The sequence below is a fragment of the Allobosea sp. P5_A5 genome (assembly GCF_056400625.1).
In genome coordinates, this window is the sequence record NZ_JBFUKY010000006.1 from 19,641 (window position 1) to 41,958 (window position 22,318).

Genomic DNA, 22,318 nt, shown 5'->3' on the forward strand with positions numbered 1-22,318 from the left:
GCTCAGGCCACCTTGCTCTGCGCAACCTCCAGCCCCAGGATCAGGGCCGCGAAAGCATCCAGCGTCGGGGTCGGTACGCCCCGGGCGCGGCCTCGTTCGATGACGCTGAGATAGATCGCCTCGACCTCGCTTGGCCTACCCGCCTCGATATCACGGCGCATGCTGGTTTTGTTACGAGCCGCGCCGCTGGCCACGATGCCGTCGAAGATTGCATAGCGCGTCTCTTGCGACAGCATCACGCCGCAGGCTTCGGCAACCCCGGCTGTCTCGTCCATGGCGCGGCGCGCGACGCTGGCCAGTTCGGGCAATCCAGCGACACCACCAATCGTCAGCCCGGTCAGTCCGCTTGCCGCCGACATCGCGACGTTCAGCAGAAGCTTGCGCCATTTCTCCGCGACGATCTCTTCGCTCGCCCGCGTTGGAATGCCGTGATCGCTCAATAGCGTCGCGAGCTCCGTCGCCCGCTGCGATGGTCCGCCGTCGAGCTCGCCTAGCACGGTCGGCAGCACGGCATAATTGCGCACGACGCCAGGGCCTTCGAGCGTAGCCCCGAGCGATGTCAGCCCGCCGAGCACGAACTTCGTCCCAAATGCCTGCGCCATGATCTCTTCGTTGCCGAGCCCGTTCTGGAAGCTCACCGCGAGTGAGCCCGCATGCATGAGCGGCGCAACGTCGGCGCTGACGGTCCGTGTCGCATATGCCTTGCATTGGACGAGAAGGATGCCGGCCGGCGCGATGCGCAAAGCCGAGGTTTCCGCCGCGATCGCAATCCGGCGCTCGCCGCCTTCACCGACCATCAACAGGCCGCGTTCACGGATCGCAGCGACATGTTCCTCACGCCGCGTCAGCAGCGTTACCCTCAACCCACGCTCGGCCAGCAATCCGCCAAACAGGCAACCCATTGCCCCTGCGCCGGCGACGACGACATGTGGATCCTTCATCGCGTCCCCTCCCGACCGGCGGAGCGTAGCCCGCTCTACAAGCGGGAATGTAAGCGGATACATTTAACTTGTCATCACTTGGTGGCTGGACTAGCGTCGAAGCCAATGCTGAGCGGCAAAGCCTGCCGCGAGCCTATGAGAAGCGCGGCCTTGGGACACGCGCCGGACGGTTAGGGAATGGAGAGCCTCGGAATGGCTTCGCAGATGACGTCTCGCGAGACGTCCGACTTCGGTCCGCACGCAGCCGTCGAAGACATGCCGCGCCGCTCGCCCGGCCTGCGCCGTCTCAGGACGATCAGCTGGAACATCATCCCGCCGCTGACCTTTCTCGCCACCGTCGCGCTGTGGTCGGCCTCGATCCAGATCTTTAAAATCCCGGCCTATCTGCTTCCGGGTCCGGGTGCTGTCTTCCAACGGTTGATCATTGATGCCGGCATGCTCTGGCTGAATGCCAAGATCACGCTGATCGAGATCGTCTTAGGCTTCGGCTTGACGGTAATCGGCGCCATCCCGCTCGGGTTGCTTATCGCACTTTCGCCGGTTGCCAAACAGACGCTCTATCCGCCGATCATGCTGCTGCAGCTCGTGCCGAAGATCGCGGTCGCGCCGCTTTTTCTGGTCTGGCTCGGCTTCGGCATCGAGTCGAAGGTGCTGCTGACGGTCCTGATGACCTTCTTCCCGCTGCTGCTCGCCAGCATCAGCGGCTTCCAGATCCTGGACCAGCGGCTGCTCTATCTCACCCAGTCGATGGGAGCGACGACTTGGCAGACGTTCTGGCAGCTGCGCTTTCCGTCGGCGCTGCCCGTGATCTTCTCCGGCATCAAGACTTCGGCAACGATCGCCGCCACGGCCGCCATCGTCGCCGAATTCGTCGGCGCCAATCAAGGGCTCGGCTATGTCCTGCTGAAGGGCACCAGTACTCTTGATATCGAGCTCACTTTCGCAGTGCTGGTCGTGCTCACCTTCATCGGCATCCTGATTAATTACACGGTCGAGTTCAGCGAGTGGCTGCTGACCCCGTGGCAGCGCGCCGGGGGGCGCTGATCCTTACCGCCGCACGCGATCGTCGCATCTCAAAAAACAAATCCAAAAGACATAACGGGAGGACTTGCCATGAAGCACTGGATCAATCGTTCGCTTGCCGCCGCGACCCTCATCGCGGGGCTTGGCCTATCTACGGCCTTTTCCCAGACCCCGGTGACATTCCAGCTCAACTGGACGGCCGGTGGTCCCAATGCCGGTTTTGCCGCCGCCGTCGGCGAGGGCTATTACAAGGCCGCGGGCCTCGACGTCACCATCGTGCAGGGCAATGGCTCGGGCAACACGGCCCAACTCGTCGCCAGCGGTCGCTCGCAGCTCGCCTATGCCGACGCGGTTGCAATCGCCCAGCTCGTCGCCAAGGGCGCCCCGATGAAGGTCGTTTCAACGCTCTACCAGTCGAACCCCAACGCAGTGAATTCGCTTCAGAAGGCGAACATCAAGTCGATTGCCGACCTCAAGGGCAAGAAGATCGGCGTCCCGGCCGGTGGCTCACAGGGCCCGATGCTGCCGCTTCTGCTCAAGGCCAATGGCCTGAAAGAGGCCGACATGACGCTCATCAATATGCCGGTGGCGTCGATGGTCCCCTCCCTTCTTCAAGGCCAGGTCGATGCCATTCTTGGCTCGACCGATGCCTATCAGATCCAGCTTGAGCAGCAGGGCGCGCAACTCAACAACTTCACCTTCGCCGATAACGGCGTGCCGACGGTGGCGACCTCGATCTTCGCCTCGAACGACTTCATCAAGCAGAATCCCGAGGTGCTGAAGAAGTTCATCGCCGCGAGCCTGAAGGGCTGGTCCTTCGCCTTCGACAATCCGGCAAAGGCAATCGAGCACACCAAGACGCTGTTTCCGGATCTCAACGCGAAGCTGGCCACCGCCGAGCTCGCCGCCATTACTCCGCTCTTCTGCAGCGGCGGCGCCAAGTTCATCGGCAAGGCCGAGGACGCGCACTGGACCCGCACCCAGGCGCTGCTCTCGGAAGTGAAGCTGCTGCCCGAGGGGCAGGACCCGAAGAGCTACTACACCAACGACTATCTGCCTGCAGATGGTGAGATGCGCGCCTGCAAGTGAGGCAGCGAGCGACATCACCGGATCGGAAGCGAGGCATTGGTCAACGTCATGAGAGAAAAGCCGAGACTTGGATATCGCTACGAGGATCTGTACGTCGGCATGCGCTTTCGCAGCCCCGGCCGGACGATCACCGACGCCGATCTGGTGGGTTTCGCCGGGCTGACCGGCGACTATTCCGAGCTGCACACCAGCGAGGTCTACGCGCAAAGCAGCCAGTTCGGCCGCAAGGTCGCTCATGGCATGCTCGGTCTGGCTTATGCGCACGGCCTGATGTGGGCGCGCACCGGCGAGTTGCGCGAGACCGCGATCGCCTTCCTCGGGATCGACGGGTGGAAGTTCCTCGGCCCGATCTTCGTCGGCGACACCATCTTCGTCGACTATGAGCTGGCTGAATTGCGCGATAGCCGCTCGCGACCGACCCAGGCGATCGCGACCTTCGAGATCAAGGTCGTCAAGCAGGACGGGTCGACAGTCCAGCAAGGCCGCAAGGCCCTGCTCGTTTCCAAGGTACCCCTCGAAGCCGTCGCCGCCTCGACTACCGTCGCTGGTGCGGTCAACTGACGAGCAGCCACCCATGACTGATACCGAGCCGAAATCCGGCGTGCCCATCGTCATCCGCAACGTCTCGAAGGTCTTCGGCGAGGACAGCGAAAAGCCGTTCCGCGCCCTGAAGAACGTCGACGTCACCATCCCCGCCGGGCAGTTCATCTCGGTGGTCGGCGCCTCGGGCTGCGGCAAGAGCACGCTGATGCTGATGGTCGCGGGCCTGCTCAAGCGCACGACCGGCGAGATAACCGTCGACGGCAAGGTCGTCACCAAGCCCATCACCGATGTCGGCATCGCCTTCCAAGATCATCTCCTGCTCGATTTCCGGACGGCGTTTGAGAACGTCATGCTCCATGCCGATATTCGTGGGCTGGACCGCGAGGTCCTGGCACGGCGTGCGAAAGATCTGTTCGCGCAACTGCGCCTCGAGCAGGCGATGGACAAATATCCACGCCAGCTCTCCGGCGGCATGCGCCAGCGCGTCTCGCTGATCCGCACGCTGGTGCATGAGCCGCCTGTCATCCTGATGGACGAGCCCTTCGGAGCGCTCGACGCGCTGACGAGGCTGCAGGTCCGCACCGACCTGGAAAAGCTCTGGCTACGCAAGCGCCCGACGGTGATTTTCATTACCCACAGTGTCGAGGAGGCCGTGGGCCTCTCCGACCGCATCCTGGTGATGAGCCCAAGCCCAGGCGAGGTCATCGACGACATCCAGGTCGACCTGCCGCGCCCACGCCCGATCGTACTGGGCGACGCCGCCGAGTTCGCGGCCTATGTCAACCGCATCCACCACCAGTTCGAGCGCATGGGTGTGCTGCACGGCATCACTCTGCCCCAGACCGACGCGGCCTGATCGATGACGACAGTCACAACGGCCACCCCGTCGGGAAAGGCGAGCTTGCTCGAACGCGGTGGCCTTGCGGAAATCACACTTTCGAACGGGCCACTCAATCTCGTCACGCGCGAGCTGTTGCGCCAGCTCAACCGCATTCTTGCCGATCTCGCGCAACGTCAGAATCTGCGGTGCGTCATCCTGCATGGGGGCGAATCACGCGCCTTCTGCGCCGGCAGCGACATCAAAGAGTTCGGACCCATCCGGCACGATGCGAGCGAGCAGAAGATACTGTTCGAAGATATGGTGCTGCGAAATCTGGCCCGCCTGGCGGCGCCGACCATCGCCGCCATCGACGGGCCGGCGCTCGGCGGCGGACTGGAGATCGCCCTATGCTGCGATCTTCGCATTCTTCGCAGCGGGGTCGGCATCGGCTTGCCGGAATGCCATCTTGGCGGCCTTGCAGGTAGTGGCGCGATCCGGCTGACGAGGCTCGTTGGGTCGGCGCGCGCCAAGCAGATGCTTTTCACAGGGGCCACCATATCGAGCGAGCAGGCACTTGCCTGGGGCGTGGTCAACGAGGTCGTCGAGGAGGGTTCTGCGCTGGACGCCGCCCGAAGGCTTGCCGAGGCGATCGTGCGGCGTGGTCCGCTCTCGAATCGCCTGGCGAAGGAACTGGTCGAACTCGCCGATGATGTTCCCCTCGACGCCGGGCTTCTCCGCTCGACCGTAGCGCAGCAGCGCATCTTCGAATCCGACGATCTGCAGGAGGGGGCGGCCGCCTTTTTCGGTAAGCGTCAACCCAACTTCGCCGGCCGATGACGCGCTCTGGAACCAGCAACGCTCATGGACCCTGACCCAGCCGAACACTCCATCGTGGGGCACCTCGTTGATGAACTGGCTGTACCTGGCCAGCCCAGCGCCGCGATCACGTCATTCCCGGCCGACCTTCGCCGCTGTCAGGTCCGGGATCGCGCGCATCGGCCCGTTGCGGCGACCGCATTTCTGTAAAAAGGAACAGGCTTGAAGAAACTTGTTCGGTTTGGCCCGCTTGGGCAAGAGAAACCTGGTGCGATCGACGCGAAGGGCCAGTTGAGGGACCTTTCGAGCATCACGCCCGATATCGACGCCACTACAGTCAGCCCGGAAGGCCTTGCCCGGCTCAAGGGCGTCGATCTCGACACGCTGCCGATTGTGCGCCAGCCGGTCCGTTTCGGCGTCCCGGTCGCCAATGTGCCCAATCTTGTTTGTATTGGCCTGAACTATACGGACCATGCGGAAGAAACGAACGCGCCGATCCCAAAGCAGCCCATCGTGTTCAACAAGCACACCGGAGCATTGTGCGGCGCAAACGATCAGGTCATCCTGCCGCCGGGATCGAGAAAGCTGGACTGGGAGGTCGAACTTGCCTTTGTGATCGGCAAGACATGCTGGCATGTCTCCGAGGACGAAGCCCTCGACTACGTGGCCGGATACACCATCTTGAACGATATCTCGGAACGCGAGTATCAGATCGAGTGGGAAGGACAGTGGACCAAGGGCAAGAGCTATCCGACCTTCGCGCCGTGTGGTCCGTGGCTGGTCACCAGCGATGAGGTCGGCGATCCCCAGAAGCTCGATCTCTGGCTCGATCTGAACGGAGCACGTGTACAGACCGGCACAACGACACGGATGATCTTCAGCATCCGGACGCTTGTAGCTTATCTCAGCCGCTTTATGTGTTTGATGCCCGGTGACATCGTGACCACCGGAACGCCCCCCGGCGTCGGCCTCGGCATGAAGCCAAATCGCTTCATGAATGATAGTGACGTAATGAGACTGGGCATAACCGGCCTTGGGGAGCAGGAACAGATTCTGAAAGCTCGTTTTTGACGGCAAAAGCAACGCAGCTTCGCGAGCGACGCTTTCGGCCGCTCGCGAAGGATATTGGCTCTGAAATAGGCTAGACCCTCAATTTATCCCAATTAAGTGCCACGCACGTTCGAGAATGGTCAGACGAATACACTGTAAGCAGACGTTGGCATCTTAGGTGTCGCCGTTGCCAGATACGCTGATCCGCTAGAAAGTAGCCTTTAACTCGGATGTGGGCAGAAACTGCACTGCCTATCACCCAGCGAGCAATGCGCCATGAGCAGTCATCGCGCACCTGCCTGAAACCTGACACTGGATGCAGAACCGCCTCGCGATCAAAAAGCTTATCTGCAATTGAGCGGTTCCGCCGAGGCGCCGCGTGTTCTCGGACGACTCGCCATCGATGCGGGCGCCGAGGCTCACACTTTGGCTGAGCTTCACATCGAGCCCGGCCGCCAACAGTGTTGCATTCCGATCAGGTCTTGCGCCGCTGATAGGGAAGCTCGCACCAGGCAGTCCGTTAAGCGAGGCGGAAAACTCGGCATCGCGCTGGTAGTAATGCACCCAGGCGGCGAGCACGAAACCGATCACCGGAGCGCGCCCACCATAAGATTGGAGTCGAACTGCAGACCGAGTTCGCTCCTGCTGGTAAGGTCGTAACGCTTCGCCAGCGTCAGCATGCCGGCCGTCGCGCCGGTTCCGTCGCGCTCGACCACGATCAGGCTGCGGGCCCGCACTGCCTGGAAGGCAGCTAGCGGCGAGAGCGTGACGCCGTGCCATGTCGCGACAGGCAGGCTCGCCTCGACCCGCCCGCTCCGGGCCTGTGCCGCTTAGGAAGCGATGACGCCGCTGCGGCCAAGCGCGGGGATGGCGCGGGTGTTGTCGGTGTCGAGCTTGGAATAGCCCAACGCCGCACCGAGCTTCAGCGCGCCGATCATCCTGGAGCGAGGTCACCGAGGAAGCGTCCGAGGGGTGTGCGGACGTCAGCGACGATGACGACAGGATTGGGCTGTGACACGGCAGCTCCTTGAAGATAGTGGGAGGCGACGGGGAGGTCTTGCTCGTCCGCCAGCCATCGGGCCGATTGTCGGTCCGGCCCGATCAGGCGCCACATGATGTTTGCGAGCCTTGCCTTCCCGTGGCCGGCGACGGTCAGAACCAACACCTGAACGTTGTGATCTCTGCTTGTGCCGATCATCCAGCTTCGATCATGCCGCTGTTTGGCAGGTTCGAAACCATGAAAGCCTTATATTCAATTACGTTCGACATATATAATGTCAAGCTGGAGTCGAGAGGAGGCGAGATGAAAGTAAGCAGGGCCCAGGCCGAAGAGAACAGGGACCGCATCATCGACGTTGCCGGACGGCTGTTCCGCGAGCGCGGTTTCGATGGCATCGGCATCGCCGACCTGATGAAGGAGGCGGGCCTCACCCATGGAGGCTTCTACGGCAATTTCAGCTCGAAGGACGACCTCATAAGTCAGGCGAGCGAACGGCTCCTTTCCAACGCGGAGGACCGCTGGACGAAGACCATCGACCGGGCCGGCGGCGATGCCTTCGACGAGATCGTCCGGACTTATGTATCCGGCCGGCATCGCGATGCGACTGGCGCCGGATGCGCCTTTGCTGCATTGGCACCGGACGCCGCACGACACGGTGCCGGCGTGCGCTCGGCGTTCAGCGCAGGCATTCGAACACACATCGACATCCTGACGAAGGCCATGCCGGGACGGTCTGCGGCGGCCAGGCGGAAAAAGGCTCTCTCCGCGCTCGCCGAGATGATCGGAGCCGTCGTCTTGGCCCGGGCGACCAAGGACGACGGCATATCCGATGAGATCCTGGAGGCCGTCGTGTCTGATCTGACGTCGGCGAGGTCCAAGCCACGCGGCACCGCTCGGCTCTGATATAAGTTGATGCGGTACGGTCTTATTGCGTGAGCTATAAAGGCGCGCGCAAACACAGGCCGCTCATGAAGGAGCAGGCAATCCCGCCTCGGTCGAGGCGTTCCGCAGTCATGTTATTCGTAAGTATGTGGATGGCACCAAGACGAGCGTTCGAGAGTGATTTAAGTCTCAAACACCGAAATGTCGCCTTCAGATGGCAAGGGCCGTTGGCGAAACGCCGCAAGCTTGTCCGCCGCGGCCAACTCCTCGAAACGGCGCTGCGCTTCGCGCCACAGAGGCACGGCCGTTTCGAACAGCAAGCGTCTCTTTTCCGTGAGTTGGACGATCCGGCTGAGTCCGTCGGTCGGAGAGCCAAACGATCTGAAATGGACCGCCAAGCCCTGGGATGTTCAGAGGCGGCGGCCCGGACGACTTTGACGGATCAGTCGATGGCGTGAACCATCATGGCGAGCTGCGACTGCACGGCAGCAGGGTCGGCGGCAAAGCTGCGCGCCGCACCCCGGCTGAGTTCGCCGGGAAAGACCTCGTCCTGGCCGGCTTCTACGGCATCGAGCGAGTCCGATGCCACCTCCACCGGTGTCACTTTCGGATCAGGCATTGCGCTACCCATAGCTGTGTCGACCTGGATGGGCATGGCGCCGACCACGACGACGCCCCTCGGCTTAAGCTCGGCACGAAGCGTCCGTGTCGCCGACAGCGCCGCAGCTTTTGATGCGGAATAGGTGCCTGCCACGGGAAGCGTCGCGAGTGCCAGGAACGACAGAATGTTGAGGACGGCGCCGTTGCTTGAAAACACAGGGGTGTGCTTGAGCGCCCGCGCAAGCGCAAGCAGCCCGAAGTAATTCACTTCCATCTCGTGGCGAGCGCCGTCGAGACTGTCAGCGGCGATCGCTCCACCGAAGGTCGCAACGCCCGCATTGTTGATCAGAAGATTGACATCCGAGGCCATTTTTGAAGCCGCCTCGATCTGCTCCGGGTCAGTCACATCGAGGCGCACAGGTACCAATCGGACATCTTTGGGGAAGCCAACTACGGACGCCGGGTCGCGGAGGCCGAGGTAAATCTTGGACGCACCCCTTTTCAGAAGTTCCTCGACGAACGCGCGGCCGATACCACCGTTCGCACCCGTAACGAGCGCGACGGAACCTTCGATCTTCATGTGAGATCCTCTCCTGCTGCGGCCCCTGGCGAGGACCATTTAAGCGGCCATCCCGGGGGGGATACTGGCCAGCCATGCGTTAAAGTATGGTCATCATCATTATTATCAAGATGGCCATCATGAAAATCGCGGAGCTTCCGTCGCTCGCGACGCGATCCCGCAGGGAGGAGCCACAAGGGCACGATATCTTGGGCCGCGATGCTGATTGTGAGTGAGGGACAAGTGAAACCACAAATGCCTGATGAGTAACTTGCTTTATGAAAGTCACTTAGATAAATGTCATTTGTCATTTATTGAAGCAGGTGGCTCCTCATGGAACGAAAGCGTCTGCGAGACACGGGCTGCCCTGTCGCCCGCTGTGTCGAGCATGTCGGCGAATGGTGGAGCATCCTCATTTTGCGTGACGCGCTTGGGGGACTTCGTCGGTTCGACGAATTTCAGAAGAGCCTCGATATCGCGCCTAACATCCTGACAAGACGCCTGCGGTCGCTCGAAGCCTCGGGGCTGCTTGAGCGTCAGCGCTATTCGTCGCACCCGCCTCGCGATGAATACATCCTGACCGACCGAGGACGCGATTTCCTGCCCGTGATCCAGTCACTGTTGGCGTGGGGCAACCGTCATTTCGCCCCGGAAGGTCCGAGTGTTCTGATCGTCGACACCGCGACTGGCGCGGTCGCGGAGCCCGTCCTCATCGATAGCGTGAGTGGCCGCCCTCTGAGCGATCCAGCATTTGGACAGATCGCCGGCCCGGCGGCCAGCGAGCAGATCCGGCGGCGCTATCAGCGCACCAAGCCAACCGCTTCCCAGCTCTGACGGAGACATGACATGTCGGTCGCATCTCAAACCGAAAACCTGGCGCCTGCTTCGCCTCCCGTCAGCCATCACACGCGTCGGCTGCTTGAAGCGCCGATCCTACTGACGCTCCTGGGCATGGCATGGCCCAACATCCTGATCATGCTGGCGCAAGCGTCCACCGGGCTCATCGAGACCTGGTGGGTGTCGCACCTCGGGACCGACGCACTGGCCGGAATGGCGCTCGTCTTTCCGCCTGTGATGCTCATGCAGATGATGTCGGCCGGGGCCTTTGGAGGGGCGATCTCCTCCGGGATCGCCAGGGCCCTCGGCGGGGGACGCCGCGAGGATGCCGATGCCCTGGTCCTGCATGCCGTCATCGTCAATCTGGTACTCGGCGTCCTGTTCTCGGCGGGGATGCTGATCTTTGGACGTTCCATATATCGAGCACTCGGAGGCGAGGGCGCCGAACTTGAGGCAGCGTTGACGTACTCGAACGTCGTCTTCGCTGGAAACGCTGCCCTGTGGCTGCTTAATGGCCTGGCGAGCGTGATCCGCGGCACTGGGAACATGCTGGTACCGGCCTTGGTCGTCTGCGTCGGCGTCGTTCTGCTCATCCCGTTGTCCCCACTGCTGATCTTCGGCTTCGGTCCCATTCCCGGCCTCGGGATCGCCGGTGGCGGCGCAGCTCTCGTCGTCTTCAACGTCGCAGGCGCGGCCGTGCTGGCATGGTACATCCTGTCGGGTCGCAATCTCGCCCGGTTCCATCTGACGCGACTCCGCTGGCCGATGTTCCGCGAAATCCTGCGGATCGGCAGCATCGGGGCGATCGGCTCCATCCAGACGAACGTCACCATCGCCGTTGCAACGGCCCTCGTGGCCAGCCGGGCCGGTGTGAGCGCCGTCGCTGGTTTCGGCACAGGCGCCCGCCTCGAATACCTGCTAATCCCGCTGATCTTCGGTGTCGGCGCTCCGATGGTCGCCCTCGTCGGGACCAATATCGGCGCCGGCCATCGCGAACGCGCAGTCAGGATCGCCTTTACCGGAGCTGCCATCGCCTTCGTAATGACGGAGACGATCGGCCTGCTGGCGGCATTTTATCCCGAGGCCTGGATCAGGCTATTCAGCGACGATTCGAGCACGATCGAGATCGGGGCGACCTATCTGCGGATCGTAGGGCCGACATATGGCTTCTTCGGCGGCGGTCTGGCTCTCTATTTTGCATCCCAGGGTGCCGGCCATCTGATCTGGCCGCTGGCCAGCGGCTTCCTTCGCCTGGTGATAGGTGCCCTCGGGGGCTGGATCGTCCTGGCGCTGACGGGGTCGCTGCCCTGGATGTTCGCGGCTCTCGCGCTTGGTCTCGTGGTCTATGGCGTCTTTCTCGCGGTGGCCATCAGAGCCGGCGTCTGGTTCCCCGGTCATGGCCGCAATGCCAGGTCGGCCGGCTAGTTCGCCAGGGCCGCATTGCCGGCCTTCTTCCCACCCTCAACACGCACGCCCGCCGGACCATCGTATCCTCGGGCCAAAGGATACAGCATGAACACGCCGATCGTCGTAACCGGCATGGGTGTCGTTTCTCCCTTGGGAGCAGCAGTCGAGCCGATGTGGCAGCGCCTGATCGCGGGCCAATCGGGCATCCGCAGGCTGGACGACAGCATCGTTCCCGATGTCGATGCCAAGGTCGGCGGCGTCGTCCCGTCGCACCTCGAGGACCCCCACGGGCTTGATCTCGACGCGGCCGTTCCGATGAAAGACCGCAAGAAGATGGATCGCTTCATCCAGTTTGCCCTCGAGGCGTCACGCCAGGCGCTTCTTCAGGCCCAGTGGCAGCCCGACAATGAGACCGACCAAGAGCGAACAGCCACGATCATCGCGTCCGGCATCGGCGGGTTCCACAGCATCGCTGAAGCCGTCAAGACGGTGGAGACACGCGGGGCCAAACGGCTTTCGCCATTCACCATCCCGTCGTTCCTGGTGAATCTTGCTGCCGGTCATGTGTCGATCCGCTTCGGTTTCAAAGGGCCGCTCGGGGCGCCCGTAACGGCGTGCGCGGCAAGCGTGCAGGCAATCGGGGATGGCATGCGGCTCATCCGCAGCGGCGAGGCCGACGTCGTCGTCTGCGGTGGTGCAGAGGCGTGCATCGAAAGGGTTGCCCTTGGAGGGTTCGCAGCCGCGCGGGGACTGTCCACGGGGTTCAACGACACGCCGACCAAGGCGTCCCGGCCGTTCGACTCCGCGCGTGACGGATTCGTCATGGGGGAGGGCGCCGGCATCGTCGTGCTTGAGACGCGCGAGCATGCGCAGCGACGCGGCGCCAAGCCACTTGCCGAGTTGATCGGGTATGGAACCAGCGCGGATGCCTATCATCTCACCGCCGGGCCTCCCGACGGGAATGGTGCACATCGTGCGATGCGTGCCGCGCTGTCTATGGCAGGACTGGAGCCGGCGGCGATTGGCTATGTCAATGCCCATGCGACGTCCACGCCGGTCGGTGACGCCGGAGAGCTCGCGGCACTTCGCGCGTTGTTTGGAACAGCGGGCCCCGCGATCTCATCGACGAAATCCGCGACGGGCCATCTCCTCGGCGCAGCCGGTGGGCTTGAGGCGATCATCTCGATCCTCGCGCTTCGCGATGGCATCCTGCCGCCGACGCTCAACCTCGAAACGCCCGATCCCGCGGCCGAAGGCCTCGATCTGATCGGGCCCGAAGCGCGACGCCAGCACGTCGACCATGTCCTTTCGAATGGATTTGGCTTCGGCGGCGTGAATGCGTCACTGATCTTCGGACACGCTCGCATTGCGTGATGATTGACGCGGCCTGGCGCAAACCTCGGTATTGACAATAAGTGGATATGCACTTAAATGGTGGGCATGTCACGATCCTTTCCCGCTCCCGATGAATCCGAAGCTGTACGCTTGATCGAGGCGGACTGTGTATGTTTCCGCATGCAGCGGGCCAGCCGTGCGATTGGCCATCATTTCGACGTGGCCTTTCGGCCGCTGCAGATCAATAACTGGCAGTTCACGTTGCTTGCTTCGATTGCTCGGCCCGATCCGCTTACGGTCAATGGGCTGGCCGAGCATCTTGGCATGGACCGGACCACGACAACCAAGAACCTTCGTCCGCTGGAGCGTCGAGGACTGCTCGAAATTCAACGCGATCCGCACGATGCGCGCGCGCGCCGCATCGTCTTGACGGGGGCCGGTCGCGAACTGCTCTCGGCCGCTTTCGACCATTGGCGACGCGCCAATGCTGCCGTCACGTCGAAGTTCAGCGATGCGGAACTCGCGTCGTTGCGATCGGCTCTGGACACGGCCGCGCGGGTTGGCCGGGGCGATGGCTCGCGTCAGCAACAAGCCTCCGCCAAGGCCGCCAAAGGCGCGATGACTTGAATGGTTTTCAATCGCGACGACAGACTAAAAGTCTCTGCCGCCTTTTTGAGAAGCACAGCTTCCAACACCTAGAAATATAAGTGGGTATCCACCTAATAATTCCGCATCCGAGTTTAGGTCATGAACCCTCCTGTTTCGATCCGACCCTCCCATGAGACCCCGAACGGGTTCTGGCGGCGTCTCGTGAAATTCTTTGAGGCCATCGAGATGGCCGAGATCGACGTTCTGGAGATGCGCATCCGCCGTCTCGAGCAGGAGGTCATGCAGTTGAAGGCAGCGCCTCCGGATTCCGCTGCCACCCCCGCCGGTCCTCCGCGGTTCGATTCTCAACCATAAGCCCACCGTCAGAGACAGCCGATGAAAACGTCCCGCAAGATTGCATTCTCCATCGCCGCAGTGACGGTGGCTGGCGCAGTTGGCTCAATCGCGATGCTAGGTTCAGGCCATGAGAAGGCTGTCGCAGAGGATCCGCGCACGCAGGCGCAACTCGTCGAACTCGCGCTCGTCAAAAATGGCGAAGCCTCTCAGAGATCCTTCACCGGCCTCATAGCAGCGCGCGTGCAGAGCAACCTCGCGTTCCGCGTGCCAAGCAAGGTGGTCGAGCGGCTCGTCGATGTCGGACAAGTGGTCAAGGCGGGCCAGCCGCTCATGCGTATTGATCCGAAGGATCTCCAGCTTGGCTTGAAGGCGAAGGAGAATGCGGTTGAGGCGGCAAGAGCGGTCGCCGTCCAGGCGGCGGCCGACGAGGTCCGCTATCGCAAGCTCACCGATAATGGCTGGGCGTCGACGCAACGCTATGACCAGGCGAAGTCCGCCTCCGACAGCGCCAATGCGCAGCTCGCCGCCGCCCAGGCGCAGGCGGAAGTCGCGCGCAACGAGACCGGTTATTCTGAACTGACGGCGGATGCTGATGGAACGGTCGTTGAGAGTCTGGCCGAACCCGGACAGGTGGTCGCTGCTGGCCAGACGGTCATTCGGCTCGCTCACTCCGGCTCGCGCGAGGCCGTGATAAACCTGCCGGAGACTGTACGCCCTGCGATCGGATCTCCCGCCCAGGCGGTGCTGTACAACGGCGGCGCGCAGAGATGGCCCGCCCATCTGCGCCAGCTATCCGACTCTGCCGATCCTATGAGCCGCACCTATGAGGCCCGCTACGTTCTCGAGGGCGCAGCCGCTCTGGCGCCGCTTGGGGCAACCGTGACGGTCTGGATCCTGAAGACCGTCGATTCGGGTGTCGTCCAGATTCCCCTGAGCGCGCTTTACGACGACGGCCAGAAGAACGGCGTCTGGGTTTACGACGCCGCGACCTCGACGGTCTTGTTCCGGCCGGTCCTGGTGAAGGACCTCGCCGACGAGACTGCGACCGTCACCGGCGTCATGCCAGACGAGCGCATCGCCGCCCTTGGCGCCCATCTTTTGTATGACGGAGCAAAAGTCCGCCTCGCCAGCCAGCGGAGCGCGGTACGATGAGCGGCTTCAACCTGTCGGCACTCGCGGTTCGCGAGCGCGCCATCACCCTGTTCTTTCTCATTGCGGCGGCCTTGGCCGGCGCATTCTCCTTCTTCAGTCTGGGCCGTGCCGAGGATCCTGCCTTCACGGTCAAGGTGCTGACCGTCACGACCGCCTGGCCGGGCGCGACCGCCCAGGAGATGCAGGATCTCGTTGCCGAGCGTCTTGAAAAGCGGATGCAGGAACTTCGCTGGTATGACCGCGTGGAAACGATCACGCGCCCGGGCCTCGCCTTCACGACCGTGACGTTGAAGGACAGCACACCGCCCGGCGAGGTCCCGGAACAGTTCTACCAAGCCCGCAAGAAACTCGGCGACGAAGCGCCGAGCCTCCCGGCGGGTGCTTTGGGCCCATTCGTCAACGACGAGTATTCGGATGTGACCTTCGCACTATATGCCGTGAAGGCGACCGGGATGCCGCCGCGCTTGCTCGTCCGCCAGGCCGAGGCGATCCGCCAGCAGATCCTGCATGTGCCTGGCGTCAAGAAGGTCAACATCCTGGGTGAGAGGCCCGAGCGGATCTTCGTCGAATTTTCATATCCCCGTCTCGTCACGCTCGGCGTCACGGCTCAGGACATCTTCACGGCCCTGCAGCGCCAGAACGCGGTCACGCCCGCAGGCTCGATCGATACCAAGGGGCCACAGGTCTATGTCCGGCTTGATGGCGCTTATGATGATCTCCAGAAGCTCGTCGATACGCCGATCGTCGCCAACGGGCGCAATCTCCGTCTTGGCGATATCGCCGATGTGAGGCGCGGCTACGAAGACCCCGCGACCTTCCTCATCCGTCATCAGGGTGAGCCGGCGCTGGCGCTGGGCGTCGTGATGCAAGATGGCTGGAACGGCCTCGACCTCGGCCGGGCCCTTGAGGCCGAAACGGCGAGGATCGCCGGGACACTTCCGGTCGGCATGTCGCTGACCAAGATCACAGACCAGGCGGTGAACATCGCTGACGCCGTCGGCGAGTTCATGTTGAAGTTCTTCATGGCGCTGGGCGTCGTCCTGCTCGTGAGTCTTGTGAGCCTTGGCTGGCGCGTGGGTATCGTCGTGGCGGCAGCCGTACCGCTCACGCTGGCTGTCGTCTTCCTGATCATGCTGGAGACGGGGCGCGCATTTGACCGCATCACGCTCGGCGCACTCATCCTGGCTCTCGGTCTTCTCGTCGATGATGCGATCATCGCGATCGAGGTCATGGTCGTGAAGATGGAGGAGGGCATGGATCGCGTCCGGGCGGCTGCCTATGCCTGGAGCCACACAGCCGCTCCGATGCTCTCCGGAACCCTGGTCACCGTTATCGGCCTGATGCCTGTGGGATTCGCTCGTTCTACGGCCGGCGAATATGCGGGAAACATCTTCTGGATCGTTGGCTTTGCTCTGATCGCGTCCTGGTTCGTGGCCGTCGTGTTCACCCCCTATCTCGGCGTCAAGCTCCTGCCGGAGTTCAAGCCGATCGAGGGCGGCCATCACGCCATCTACGACACACCGAACTATCGTCGTCTTCGTCGCCTGATCGTCTGGGCGGTGCGCCACAAATTCGCCACCTGCATCACTGTCGTGGGCCTTCTCGCAGCGTCGATCGTCGGCATGGGAGGCGTCAAGCAACAGTTCTTCCCGACATCGGACCGGCCGGAGGTGCTGGTCGAGGTCCGCATGCCGGAAGGATCCAGCATCGAGGCGACCACGAGCGCCGTGAAGAAGGTTGAGGCCTGGGTGCGCGAGCAGCCCGAGGCTAAGATCGTCACCAGCTATATCGGCCAGGGCGCCCCCCGATTCTTTCTCGCATATAATCCCGAGCTTCCCGATCCCGCCTTCGCCAAGATGGTGATTCTGACCGCAGATGCCGAGACACGTGAGGCGCTGAAGCTAAGGCTGCGCGCCCAGATTGCCGAGGGGCTGGCGCCTGAGGCCAGGGTTCGCGCGTCACAGCTCGTTTTCGGACCCTACACACCGTTCCCGGTCGAGTTCCGCGTGACCGGTCCCGATGCAACTGTTCTGAGAGCGGTCGCAGATGAGGCGGCCAAGGTCATGCGCGCCAATCCCGATGCCCGCGAAGTCAACCAGGACTGGGGACAGCGCGTGCCAACTGCCCGCTTCGTCTTCGACCAGGACCGGTTGAAGCTCATCGGATTATCGCCGGTGGATGCCGCCCAACAGCTTCAGTTCCTGCTCACGGGCGTCACCGTCACCCAGATCCGCGAGGACATCCGCGCCGTCAACGTCGTCGCGCGCAGCGCCGGCATCGAACGGCTCGATCCGGCGCGCTTGGCCGATTTCACACTCATCTCGCAGACGGGCCGCATGATTCCGCTTGAGCAGATCGGTTATGTAGGCGTCCGTATGGAAGATCCGATCCTCAAGCGCCGTGACCGCAATCCGACGATCACCGTGCGCTCTGACATCGACGAGGCCCATCAGCCTCCCGAAATCTCGATGGCGATGATGACGGTTCTTAAGCCGGTCATCGCGACGCTGCCGGAGGGCTATCGCATCGAGATGGGTGGTTCGATTGAAGAGGCAGCCAAGGCCAATGACGCGCTTGCGAAGGTGTTCCCTGCCATGTTGGCTTTGACACTGATCGTGATCATCCTGCAGGTCAGGTCGTTCTCCGCGATGAGCATGGTGATCCTGACCGCACCGCTCGGCCTCATCGGCACGGTGCCGATCCTGCTCGCTTTCAACCAGCCTTTCGGCTTCAACGCCATTCTTGGCGTGATCGGATTGGCGGGCATCCTGATGCGAAACACGCTGATCCTTATCGGCCAAATCCAGGAGAACAAGGAAGCCGGGCTGGACGATTATCAAGCGGTCGTCGAAGCGACGGTGCAGCGGGCTAGGCCGGTCATCCTGACGGCACTAGCCGCGGTATTCGCCTTTATCCCGCTGACACACTCGGTGTTCTGGGGCTCGATGGCCTACACCCTGATTGGAGGAACGGCGATAGGTACTGTGCTGATCCTGCTCTTCCTGCCCGCGCTTTACGCCGTCTGGTTCCGCGTCAAGCCGACCAAGAGGGAAGACGCGCATGGCATCGTCGAAGAAGCGGTGGTGCGATCGACGAGCGGGCCTGCCTCAATAGCGGCCGAGTAAGTCGCGCGCTAGGCGAGGCTTCGCATCGGGGAGAACATAGCCCGGCCCTTGCCGGCCCGCCATGAGCCTCACGGTGCAGTGTTTACAGCCTCGGCCCTGTGCGGCCGGACGCTGAGCGGAAATGCCGGAAAGCGGACGCTCCTGACGTTGGCTAGGGGCCACAATTGCGCATTGGCGCCGCTCGATCGACGATACTTTCGTGAAAGGAGCAGTGACCGGAACCCATTCCTGGGAACCCCGCGAACCTGAGCCGAAGAGCCGTTCCGGGAGATGCCAGACGGAACGGGTATTGGGATGAAGAGTCAGCATGCGGGCGGCGACACCGCCTGGGATGAGGCACGCCCAAGCGAGGCGCATCTGTCGCGCTACCAGCGCAGCTACCGGATGACGACCGATCAGCCTGAGCGATTCTACTAGCTCTGGCGGCGGCCCTGGCTCATACGCTGCTGCTCGACAGGCTCCGGAGCGTCGTTTCCGGCGCATCGCGATCTGACCGCCCTGCAGATGGCGGAGGGTGCGCGAGCCAATGCGCGTCTCTTCGCCTTCCTGCTGGCGGAAGCGCCGGCGCGCGAGACCGGGCACTTCGAGCGTAAGATCATGGTCTACGAGGCCATGGCCTTCGACGAGGACTAAATCCGCCGCACCCGCACCGCGTGGACGGTGGAGGCTACGATGCATCAGGATGCGCGCGAGCTCGGCATCAATCTGAGCAAGGTGCCGATGTCGTCTGGCTCGCCGAGCCGGCACTGAGGACCTGCTCCCATGTCATTCGTGGTCTACGACCTCGAGACCAGCGGTCTCGAACCGCAATGGAACGTGCCGCTGCAAGCGGCGCTGATCCATACCGATGAGAACCTCACGCCGCTGGCGAGCTCTCGCTGCGCTGCCGCCTACCGGCGCATATCGTGCCGGCGCCCGGCGCCTTGCTGACCACCGGCATCCGGCCCGAACAGCTCGAGCAGGCGCCGCTGTCGTCGACGGAGATGCTGAGCATCATCGCAAAAGCGCTGGCGTCATGGGCCCCGGCGACGGTGATCGGCTACAACACAATCCGGTTCGATGAGGAGGTGCTGCGGCATGCCTTCTTCACCCATCTGCTTCTGCCCTATGCGACGCAGCTCGGCAGCAACAACCGCGCCGACCTGCTGACGATGGTCAGGGCGGTGGCGATGCTAGAGCCGGACGCCATCCGCATTCCGCTGAGCGCGACGGGCAAGCCGAGCTTCAAGCTTGGCGAGATCTGCCGCCCTAACGGCATCGGCCTGTCGGAGGACGAGGCCTATGACGCGCTTGCCGACACCAAGGCGACGCTGGCCCTGTTCCAGCACCTGCGCGACGTCGCGCCAACCACCGTCGCGACCATGCTCGCCCTAGCCGACAAGGGCGTGCCGAACCGGATGCTGGCCAGCGGCGAGGTCGTGCTGCTGGGCGGTGCCTCCCGCCTGCCCCCGGTTGCCGGCGTAACAGCGAACTCGACGGTCGCGACCTCATAGGCGGCTGTCGATCTGACGGTCGATCCGGCGAGCTATCTTGACCTGGCAGTAGAGGAGATCGTCGCGCTGTTCTCGCAGCGCGGCGTCCGGCCGATCCGGACGGTTAAGACCAATGCCCAGCTGATCTTGGTCGCCTATGAGCAGGGCTGCCACGCCCTGCGGCCAGACCAAAGGGATTTCGCTCTACACCGAGCGCGTCGCCCGTATCCGGGAGCACGTCGGCTTCAGGGTGAACCTCGCCACGGCATTGGCTAACCGCTGCACTAAGCGCGAACTCCTATCCCGAGGCGACGCTGTACGGGGGCGGCTTCCTCTCGCATGACGACGACCGGGCCTGCGCCCGTTGGTATGTGTAGCCCCGGTCGGACCGGGCTGCGATCTTGGCCGGGTTCGGTGACGAGCGGCTGAAAGCCTTCGCCAACCGGCTGACGACGCAAGCCGACGTGCCATGGCTGACGCTGCCGAAGGCGCGGGCCGAGATCGCGCTGCTGCGCCAGACGCTTCCTGCGGGTGATGCCACTCGGCATGAGCATCTCGATGCGATCGAGCGCTGGCTGAGCGAGCAGAACTGGTTCTTCCAGCTCGCGGCCTGAGCCGACCAGATGACGATGACAAGAAGGCGCCGGCAACGGCGCCTTCTTCGATTCCAGGAGGACGGGAAGGGGTGCACAGCCGACGGGGCTGTGACCACGGGAATAAAACCATCATGACGAACAATGACCAGGATCGGAGCATCACACCGACGCTGCGAGTGCATTCGCTGATTGCGTGCTTGAGCGGACGACCGCGTGTGGAGGCAAGTCACGATTCCTGTCGTATCGAGTCGAGCCTTGAAGCTAACTCGGGCCCCGACGCGAGAAGTAGAAAACGCCTCGTTTGATGAACGTATATATCGATTTATGGTCTACCACTTGGTACACTCCAAGCATGATTGAACGGTGAAAACCGCTTGCACGCCAGACACTTGGAGGACGATTGACGGCGCGCCCGACACGATTCGAACGTGTGACCTTTGCCTTCGGAGGGCAACGCTCTATCCAGCTGAGCTACGGGCGCTAACCGTGGGAGGTGGATAGCCGATCCGCCGCGCTTCGGCAATGCGGGATTTTGCTGGGGAGCAGCGCCCGAGGCCGCAAAGGTCACATGTTTGAATCGTGTCGGGCGCGCCGCGGCTGCGGCCGGGGTTCCGAGACGGGTCGGTATGCTCTTCGGCTTGAAAAGAGTTTGCCGCCTCGAAGACACCATGCCGTTAGGGCCTATTTGATGATTGCGGAGGGCAGCCAGGTTACGAGGCCCGGAAACAGGCAGCAGATGACAACCGCGATAAACATCAGCACGACAAAAGGCATCGTGCCCCAGATGATGTCAGATAGTGGGATATCCGGCGCGATATTCTTGATCACGAAGATGTTGAGTCCGACGGGGGGGTGAATCAAACCCATTTCCATCACGATCGTCATCACCACTCCAAACCAGATCAGGTCGAACCCGGCGGCTTTGAGCGGCGGCAGCACGATCGGCGCCGTCATCAGAATGATCGAGACCGGCGGCAGGAAGAAACCGAGCACAATCACGAAAAGCAGGATCGCTGCGAGCAGAACCCATTTGGACAGTGACAGCCCGATCACCCAGGCCGCCATCGCTTGGCTGATATGGAGATAGCTCATGACATAGGCATAGAGCAGCGACATGCCGATGATCATCAGCAGCATGGTCGACTCGCGCAGCGTCCCGGTGACGATCGGCATCAGCTTCGAAGGGCGCCAGATGCCATACATCGCGCCGATGACGATGAGAGCGAGCACGGCTCCGACGCCAGCCGTCTCCGAGGGTGTTGCCCAGCCGGCATAGAGCACGACCATGACGCCGGCCAGGATCGAGACGAAGGGCGCGACCCAGGCGATCATCCCGAGCTTCTGTCTGAGGGTGTAATGTTCCTCCGCCAGCAATGCCGACCGGATGCCGGTTTTGGCCTCGATGACCTGGGCCGCCGCAAATTCCTTGCGATAGCGCAGCACCGAATAGAGAGCGAACAAGCTGATGAGCAAGAGGCCCGGCCCGATGCCGGCAAGGAACAGCTTGCCGAGCGAAACCTCGGCCGCAACCGCATAGAGGAGCATCGTCACCGACGGAGGCAGGAGAATGCCGAGTGTGCCGCCTGCCGCGATGATTCCGGCTGCAAAGCCGCCGGAATAGCCGCGCTGTCGCATCTCCGGGATGCCGGCAGAACCGATCGCCGAGCAGGTCGCGGGAGAGGAGCCAGCCATGGCCGCGAAAAGCCCGCAGGCAATCGTGTTGGCGACGCCAAGACCGCCGGGAACCCGGTGAAGCCAGGCATGCAGGGCCGAGTAGAGGTCCTTGCCGGCATTCGAGCGGCCGATCGCAGCGCCCTTTAAGATGAAGAGCGGGATCGCGAGGATGATGACGTTGGCAATCTCCTCGTAGAAATTCTGGGCTATCGTGTCGACCGAGGCCGACGGCATCAACAGCAGCATGAAGACGAGCGCGACGACGCCGAGCGCAAACGCGATCGGCATGCCCGAGAACATCACCACGAGCGTTGCGACGAAATAGGCGATACCGATCTGCGCTTGCGAGAGGCCGCTGACCAATGGCCGCACGGGCCGGTTCCACATGAGCAAGGCCACGACCGCGAAGACGACGACCGCCAGCACCAGCAGCGAGCGCTGCCCGACCTGAA

24 protein-coding genes and 1 tRNA gene are annotated in these 22,318 nt (G+C 62.8%); 18 read left to right on the forward strand and 7 right to left on the reverse strand.

The window, feature by feature from the left end; all coding sequences use genetic code 11:
* Window positions 1–2: 2 nt before the first annotated feature.
* On the reverse strand, window positions 3–941 hold the full coding sequence (locus tag AC1DR6_RS13320) for a ketopantoate reductase family protein (protein WP_476829723.1): 939 nt from the start codon (window positions 939–941) through the stop codon (window positions 3–5).
* A gap of 192 nt (window positions 942–1,133) precedes the next feature.
* Here AC1DR6_RS13320 and AC1DR6_RS13325 point away from each other — a divergent pair, with 192 nt between their 5' ends.
* The 6 genes from AC1DR6_RS13325 to AC1DR6_RS13350 all read left to right on the forward strand — a co-directional run bounded on the left by AC1DR6_RS13325 (window position 1,134) and on the right by AC1DR6_RS13350 (window position 6,303).
* Window positions 1,134–1,985: an ABC transporter permease gene (locus tag AC1DR6_RS13325; RefSeq protein WP_476829724.1), complete on the forward strand. Its 852-nt coding sequence runs from the start codon at window positions 1,134–1,136 to the stop codon at window positions 1,983–1,985.
* A gap of 69 nt (window positions 1,986–2,054) precedes the next feature.
* Entirely contained in the window at window positions 2,055–3,053 is a 999-nt protein-coding gene (locus AC1DR6_RS13330) for an ABC transporter substrate-binding protein (RefSeq protein WP_476829725.1), read from the forward strand.
* Between the two features lie 99 nt (window positions 3,054–3,152).
* Entirely contained in the window at window positions 3,153–3,614 is a 462-nt protein-coding gene (locus AC1DR6_RS13335) for a MaoC/PaaZ C-terminal domain-containing protein (protein WP_476829726.1), read from the forward strand.
* Between the two features lie 13 nt (window positions 3,615–3,627).
* Complete coding sequence (locus AC1DR6_RS13340; protein ID WP_476829727.1) at window positions 3,628–4,452, forward strand: ABC transporter ATP-binding protein; 825 nt, start codon at window positions 3,628–3,630, stop codon at window positions 4,450–4,452.
* Window positions 4,453–4,455: 3 nt separating this feature from the next.
* The gene (locus tag AC1DR6_RS13345) at window positions 4,456–5,253 is read left to right on the forward strand and encodes an enoyl-CoA hydratase/isomerase family protein (RefSeq protein WP_476829728.1); all 798 of its coding nucleotides are present in this window, start codon (window positions 4,456–4,458) and stop codon (window positions 5,251–5,253) included.
* A 201-nt stretch (window positions 5,254–5,454) separates the two neighbouring features.
* A complete protein-coding gene (locus tag AC1DR6_RS13350; protein WP_476829729.1) occupies window positions 5,455–6,303 on the forward strand; it encodes a fumarylacetoacetate hydrolase family protein in 849 nt (282 codons plus the stop codon).
* A gap of 234 nt (window positions 6,304–6,537) precedes the next feature.
* Here the strand turns inward: AC1DR6_RS13350 and AC1DR6_RS13355 are convergent, their stop codons facing one another.
* Window positions 6,538–6,873, reverse strand: coding sequence for a hypothetical protein (locus AC1DR6_RS13355; RefSeq protein ID WP_476829730.1), 336 nt, complete (start codon window positions 6,871–6,873; stop codon window positions 6,538–6,540).
* Entirely contained in the window at window positions 6,870–7,019 is a 150-nt protein-coding gene (locus tag AC1DR6_RS13360; protein ID WP_476829731.1) for a hypothetical protein, read from the reverse strand. Before AC1DR6_RS13360 ends, AC1DR6_RS13355 begins: the two co-directional genes overlap by 4 nt.
* A gap of 401 nt (window positions 7,020–7,420) precedes the next feature.
* Here AC1DR6_RS13360 and AC1DR6_RS13365 point away from each other — a divergent pair, with 401 nt between their 5' ends.
* Window positions 7,421–8,185: a TetR/AcrR family transcriptional regulator gene (locus tag AC1DR6_RS13365; protein WP_476829732.1), complete on the forward strand. Its 765-nt coding sequence runs from the start codon at window positions 7,421–7,423 to the stop codon at window positions 8,183–8,185.
* A 161-nt stretch (window positions 8,186–8,346) separates the two neighbouring features.
* Here AC1DR6_RS13365 and AC1DR6_RS13370 read toward each other — a convergent pair whose 3' ends face one another.
* A complete protein-coding gene (locus AC1DR6_RS13370; RefSeq protein WP_476829733.1) occupies window positions 8,347–8,484 on the reverse strand; it encodes a hypothetical protein in 138 nt (45 codons plus the stop codon).
* A gap of 122 nt (window positions 8,485–8,606) precedes the next feature.
* Entirely contained in the window at window positions 8,607–9,344 is a 738-nt protein-coding gene (locus tag AC1DR6_RS13375) for an SDR family NAD(P)-dependent oxidoreductase (protein ID WP_476829734.1), read from the reverse strand.
* A gap of 312 nt (window positions 9,345–9,656) precedes the next feature.
* Between AC1DR6_RS13375 and AC1DR6_RS13380 the strand changes: the two genes are divergently transcribed.
* The 11 genes from AC1DR6_RS13380 to AC1DR6_RS13430 all read left to right on the forward strand — a co-directional run bounded on the left by AC1DR6_RS13380 (window position 9,657) and on the right by AC1DR6_RS13430 (window position 20,210).
* On the forward strand, window positions 9,657–10,157 hold the full coding sequence (locus AC1DR6_RS13380; RefSeq protein ID WP_476829735.1) for a winged helix-turn-helix transcriptional regulator: 501 nt from the start codon (window positions 9,657–9,659) through the stop codon (window positions 10,155–10,157).
* 12 nt (window positions 10,158–10,169) lie between these two features.
* Entirely contained in the window at window positions 10,170–11,585 is a 1,416-nt protein-coding gene (locus AC1DR6_RS13385) for an MATE family efflux transporter (RefSeq protein WP_476829736.1), read from the forward strand.
* Window positions 11,586–11,672: 87 nt separating this feature from the next.
* Window positions 11,673–12,941: a beta-ketoacyl-ACP synthase II gene (gene fabF / locus AC1DR6_RS13390; RefSeq protein WP_476829737.1), complete on the forward strand. Its 1,269-nt coding sequence runs from the start codon at window positions 11,673–11,675 to the stop codon at window positions 12,939–12,941.
* 111 nt (window positions 12,942–13,052) lie between these two features.
* Window positions 13,053–13,529, forward strand: coding sequence for a MarR family winged helix-turn-helix transcriptional regulator (locus AC1DR6_RS13395; RefSeq protein ID WP_476829738.1), 477 nt, complete (start codon window positions 13,053–13,055; stop codon window positions 13,527–13,529).
* A gap of 357 nt (window positions 13,530–13,886) precedes the next feature.
* Window positions 13,887–14,999, forward strand: coding sequence for an efflux RND transporter periplasmic adaptor subunit (locus AC1DR6_RS13400; RefSeq protein WP_476829739.1), 1,113 nt, complete (start codon window positions 13,887–13,889; stop codon window positions 14,997–14,999).
* Window positions 14,996–18,124, forward strand: coding sequence for an efflux RND transporter permease subunit (locus tag AC1DR6_RS13405; protein ID WP_476829740.1), 3,129 nt, complete (start codon window positions 14,996–14,998; stop codon window positions 18,122–18,124). The genes AC1DR6_RS13400 and AC1DR6_RS13405 overlap by 4 nt, the downstream gene beginning before the upstream one ends.
* A 294-nt stretch (window positions 18,125–18,418) precedes the next feature.
* On the forward strand, window positions 18,419–18,541 hold the full coding sequence (locus AC1DR6_RS13410) for a hypothetical protein (RefSeq protein ID WP_476829741.1): 123 nt from the start codon (window positions 18,419–18,421) through the stop codon (window positions 18,539–18,541).
* An 87-nt stretch (window positions 18,542–18,628) separates the two neighbouring features.
* A complete protein-coding gene (locus AC1DR6_RS13415; protein ID WP_476829742.1) occupies window positions 18,629–18,757 on the forward strand; it encodes a hypothetical protein in 129 nt (42 codons plus the stop codon).
* 129 nt (window positions 18,758–18,886) lie between these two features.
* Window positions 18,887–19,054: a hypothetical protein gene (locus AC1DR6_RS13420; RefSeq protein WP_476829743.1), complete on the forward strand. Its 168-nt coding sequence runs from the start codon at window positions 18,887–18,889 to the stop codon at window positions 19,052–19,054.
* Window positions 19,030–19,617, forward strand: coding sequence for a 3'-5' exonuclease family protein (locus AC1DR6_RS13425; protein WP_476829744.1), 588 nt, complete (start codon window positions 19,030–19,032; stop codon window positions 19,615–19,617). The genes AC1DR6_RS13420 and AC1DR6_RS13425 overlap by 25 nt, the downstream gene beginning before the upstream one ends.
* A 380-nt stretch (window positions 19,618–19,997) precedes the next feature.
* Window positions 19,998–20,210, forward strand: a complete 213-nt coding sequence (locus tag AC1DR6_RS13430) for a hypothetical protein (protein WP_476829745.1) — start codon at window positions 19,998–20,000, stop codon at window positions 20,208–20,210.
* Between the two features lie 389 nt (window positions 20,211–20,599).
* On the opposite strand, the gene AC1DR6_RS13435 is transcribed toward AC1DR6_RS13430, so the two are convergent.
* Window positions 20,600–20,673 (reverse strand) — tRNA-Arg (locus AC1DR6_RS13435).
* Between the two features lie 200 nt (window positions 20,674–20,873).
* On the reverse strand, window positions 20,874–22,253 hold the full coding sequence (locus AC1DR6_RS13440) for a TRAP transporter large permease (protein WP_476829964.1): 1,380 nt from the start codon (window positions 22,251–22,253) through the stop codon (window positions 20,874–20,876).
* Window positions 22,254–22,318 lie beyond the last annotated feature (65 nt).

Bases quoted from the DNA above. Each gene is read 5' to 3' on its own strand.
- AC1DR6_RS13400 (WP_476829739.1), top strand. From the start codon at position 13,887: ATGAAAACGTCCCGCAAGATTGCATTCTCCATCGCCGCAGTGACGGTG.
- AC1DR6_RS13320 (WP_476829723.1), bottom strand. From the start codon at position 941: ATGAAGGATCCACATGTCGTCGTCGCCGGCGCAGGGGCAATGGGTTGC.
- AC1DR6_RS13330 (WP_476829725.1), top strand. From the start codon at position 2,055: ATGAAGCACTGGATCAATCGTTCGCTTGCCGCCGCGACCCTCATCGCG.
- AC1DR6_RS13420 (WP_476829743.1), top strand. From the start codon at position 18,887: ATGTCATTCGTGGTCTACGACCTCGAGACCAGCGGTCTCGAACCGCAA.
- AC1DR6_RS13380 (WP_476829735.1), top strand. From the start codon at position 9,657: ATGGAACGAAAGCGTCTGCGAGACACGGGCTGCCCTGTCGCCCGCTGT.
- AC1DR6_RS13340 (WP_476829727.1), top strand. From the start codon at position 3,628: ATGACTGATACCGAGCCGAAATCCGGCGTGCCCATCGTCATCCGCAAC.
- AC1DR6_RS13345 (WP_476829728.1), top strand. From the start codon at position 4,456: ATGACGACAGTCACAACGGCCACCCCGTCGGGAAAGGCGAGCTTGCTC.
- AC1DR6_RS13405 (WP_476829740.1), top strand. From the start codon at position 14,996: ATGAGCGGCTTCAACCTGTCGGCACTCGCGGTTCGCGAGCGCGCCATC.
- AC1DR6_RS13385 (WP_476829736.1), top strand. From the start codon at position 10,170: ATGTCGGTCGCATCTCAAACCGAAAACCTGGCGCCTGCTTCGCCTCCC.
- AC1DR6_RS13325 (WP_476829724.1), top strand. From the start codon at position 1,134: ATGGCTTCGCAGATGACGTCTCGCGAGACGTCCGACTTCGGTCCGCAC.
- AC1DR6_RS13415 (WP_476829742.1), top strand. From the start codon at position 18,629: ATGGCGGAGGGTGCGCGAGCCAATGCGCGTCTCTTCGCCTTCCTGCTG.
- fabF (WP_476829737.1), top strand. From the start codon at position 11,673: ATGAACACGCCGATCGTCGTAACCGGCATGGGTGTCGTTTCTCCCTTG.
- AC1DR6_RS13335 (WP_476829726.1), top strand. From the start codon at position 3,153: ATGCGCTTTCGCAGCCCCGGCCGGACGATCACCGACGCCGATCTGGTG.
- AC1DR6_RS13410 (WP_476829741.1), top strand. From the start codon at position 18,419: ATGAAGAGTCAGCATGCGGGCGGCGACACCGCCTGGGATGAGGCACGC.
- AC1DR6_RS13440 (WP_476829964.1), bottom strand. From the start codon at position 22,253: ATGTGGAACCGGCCCGTGCGGCCATTGGTCAGCGGCCTCTCGCAAGCG.
- AC1DR6_RS13375 (WP_476829734.1), bottom strand. From the start codon at position 9,344: ATGAAGATCGAAGGTTCCGTCGCGCTCGTTACGGGTGCGAACGGTGGT.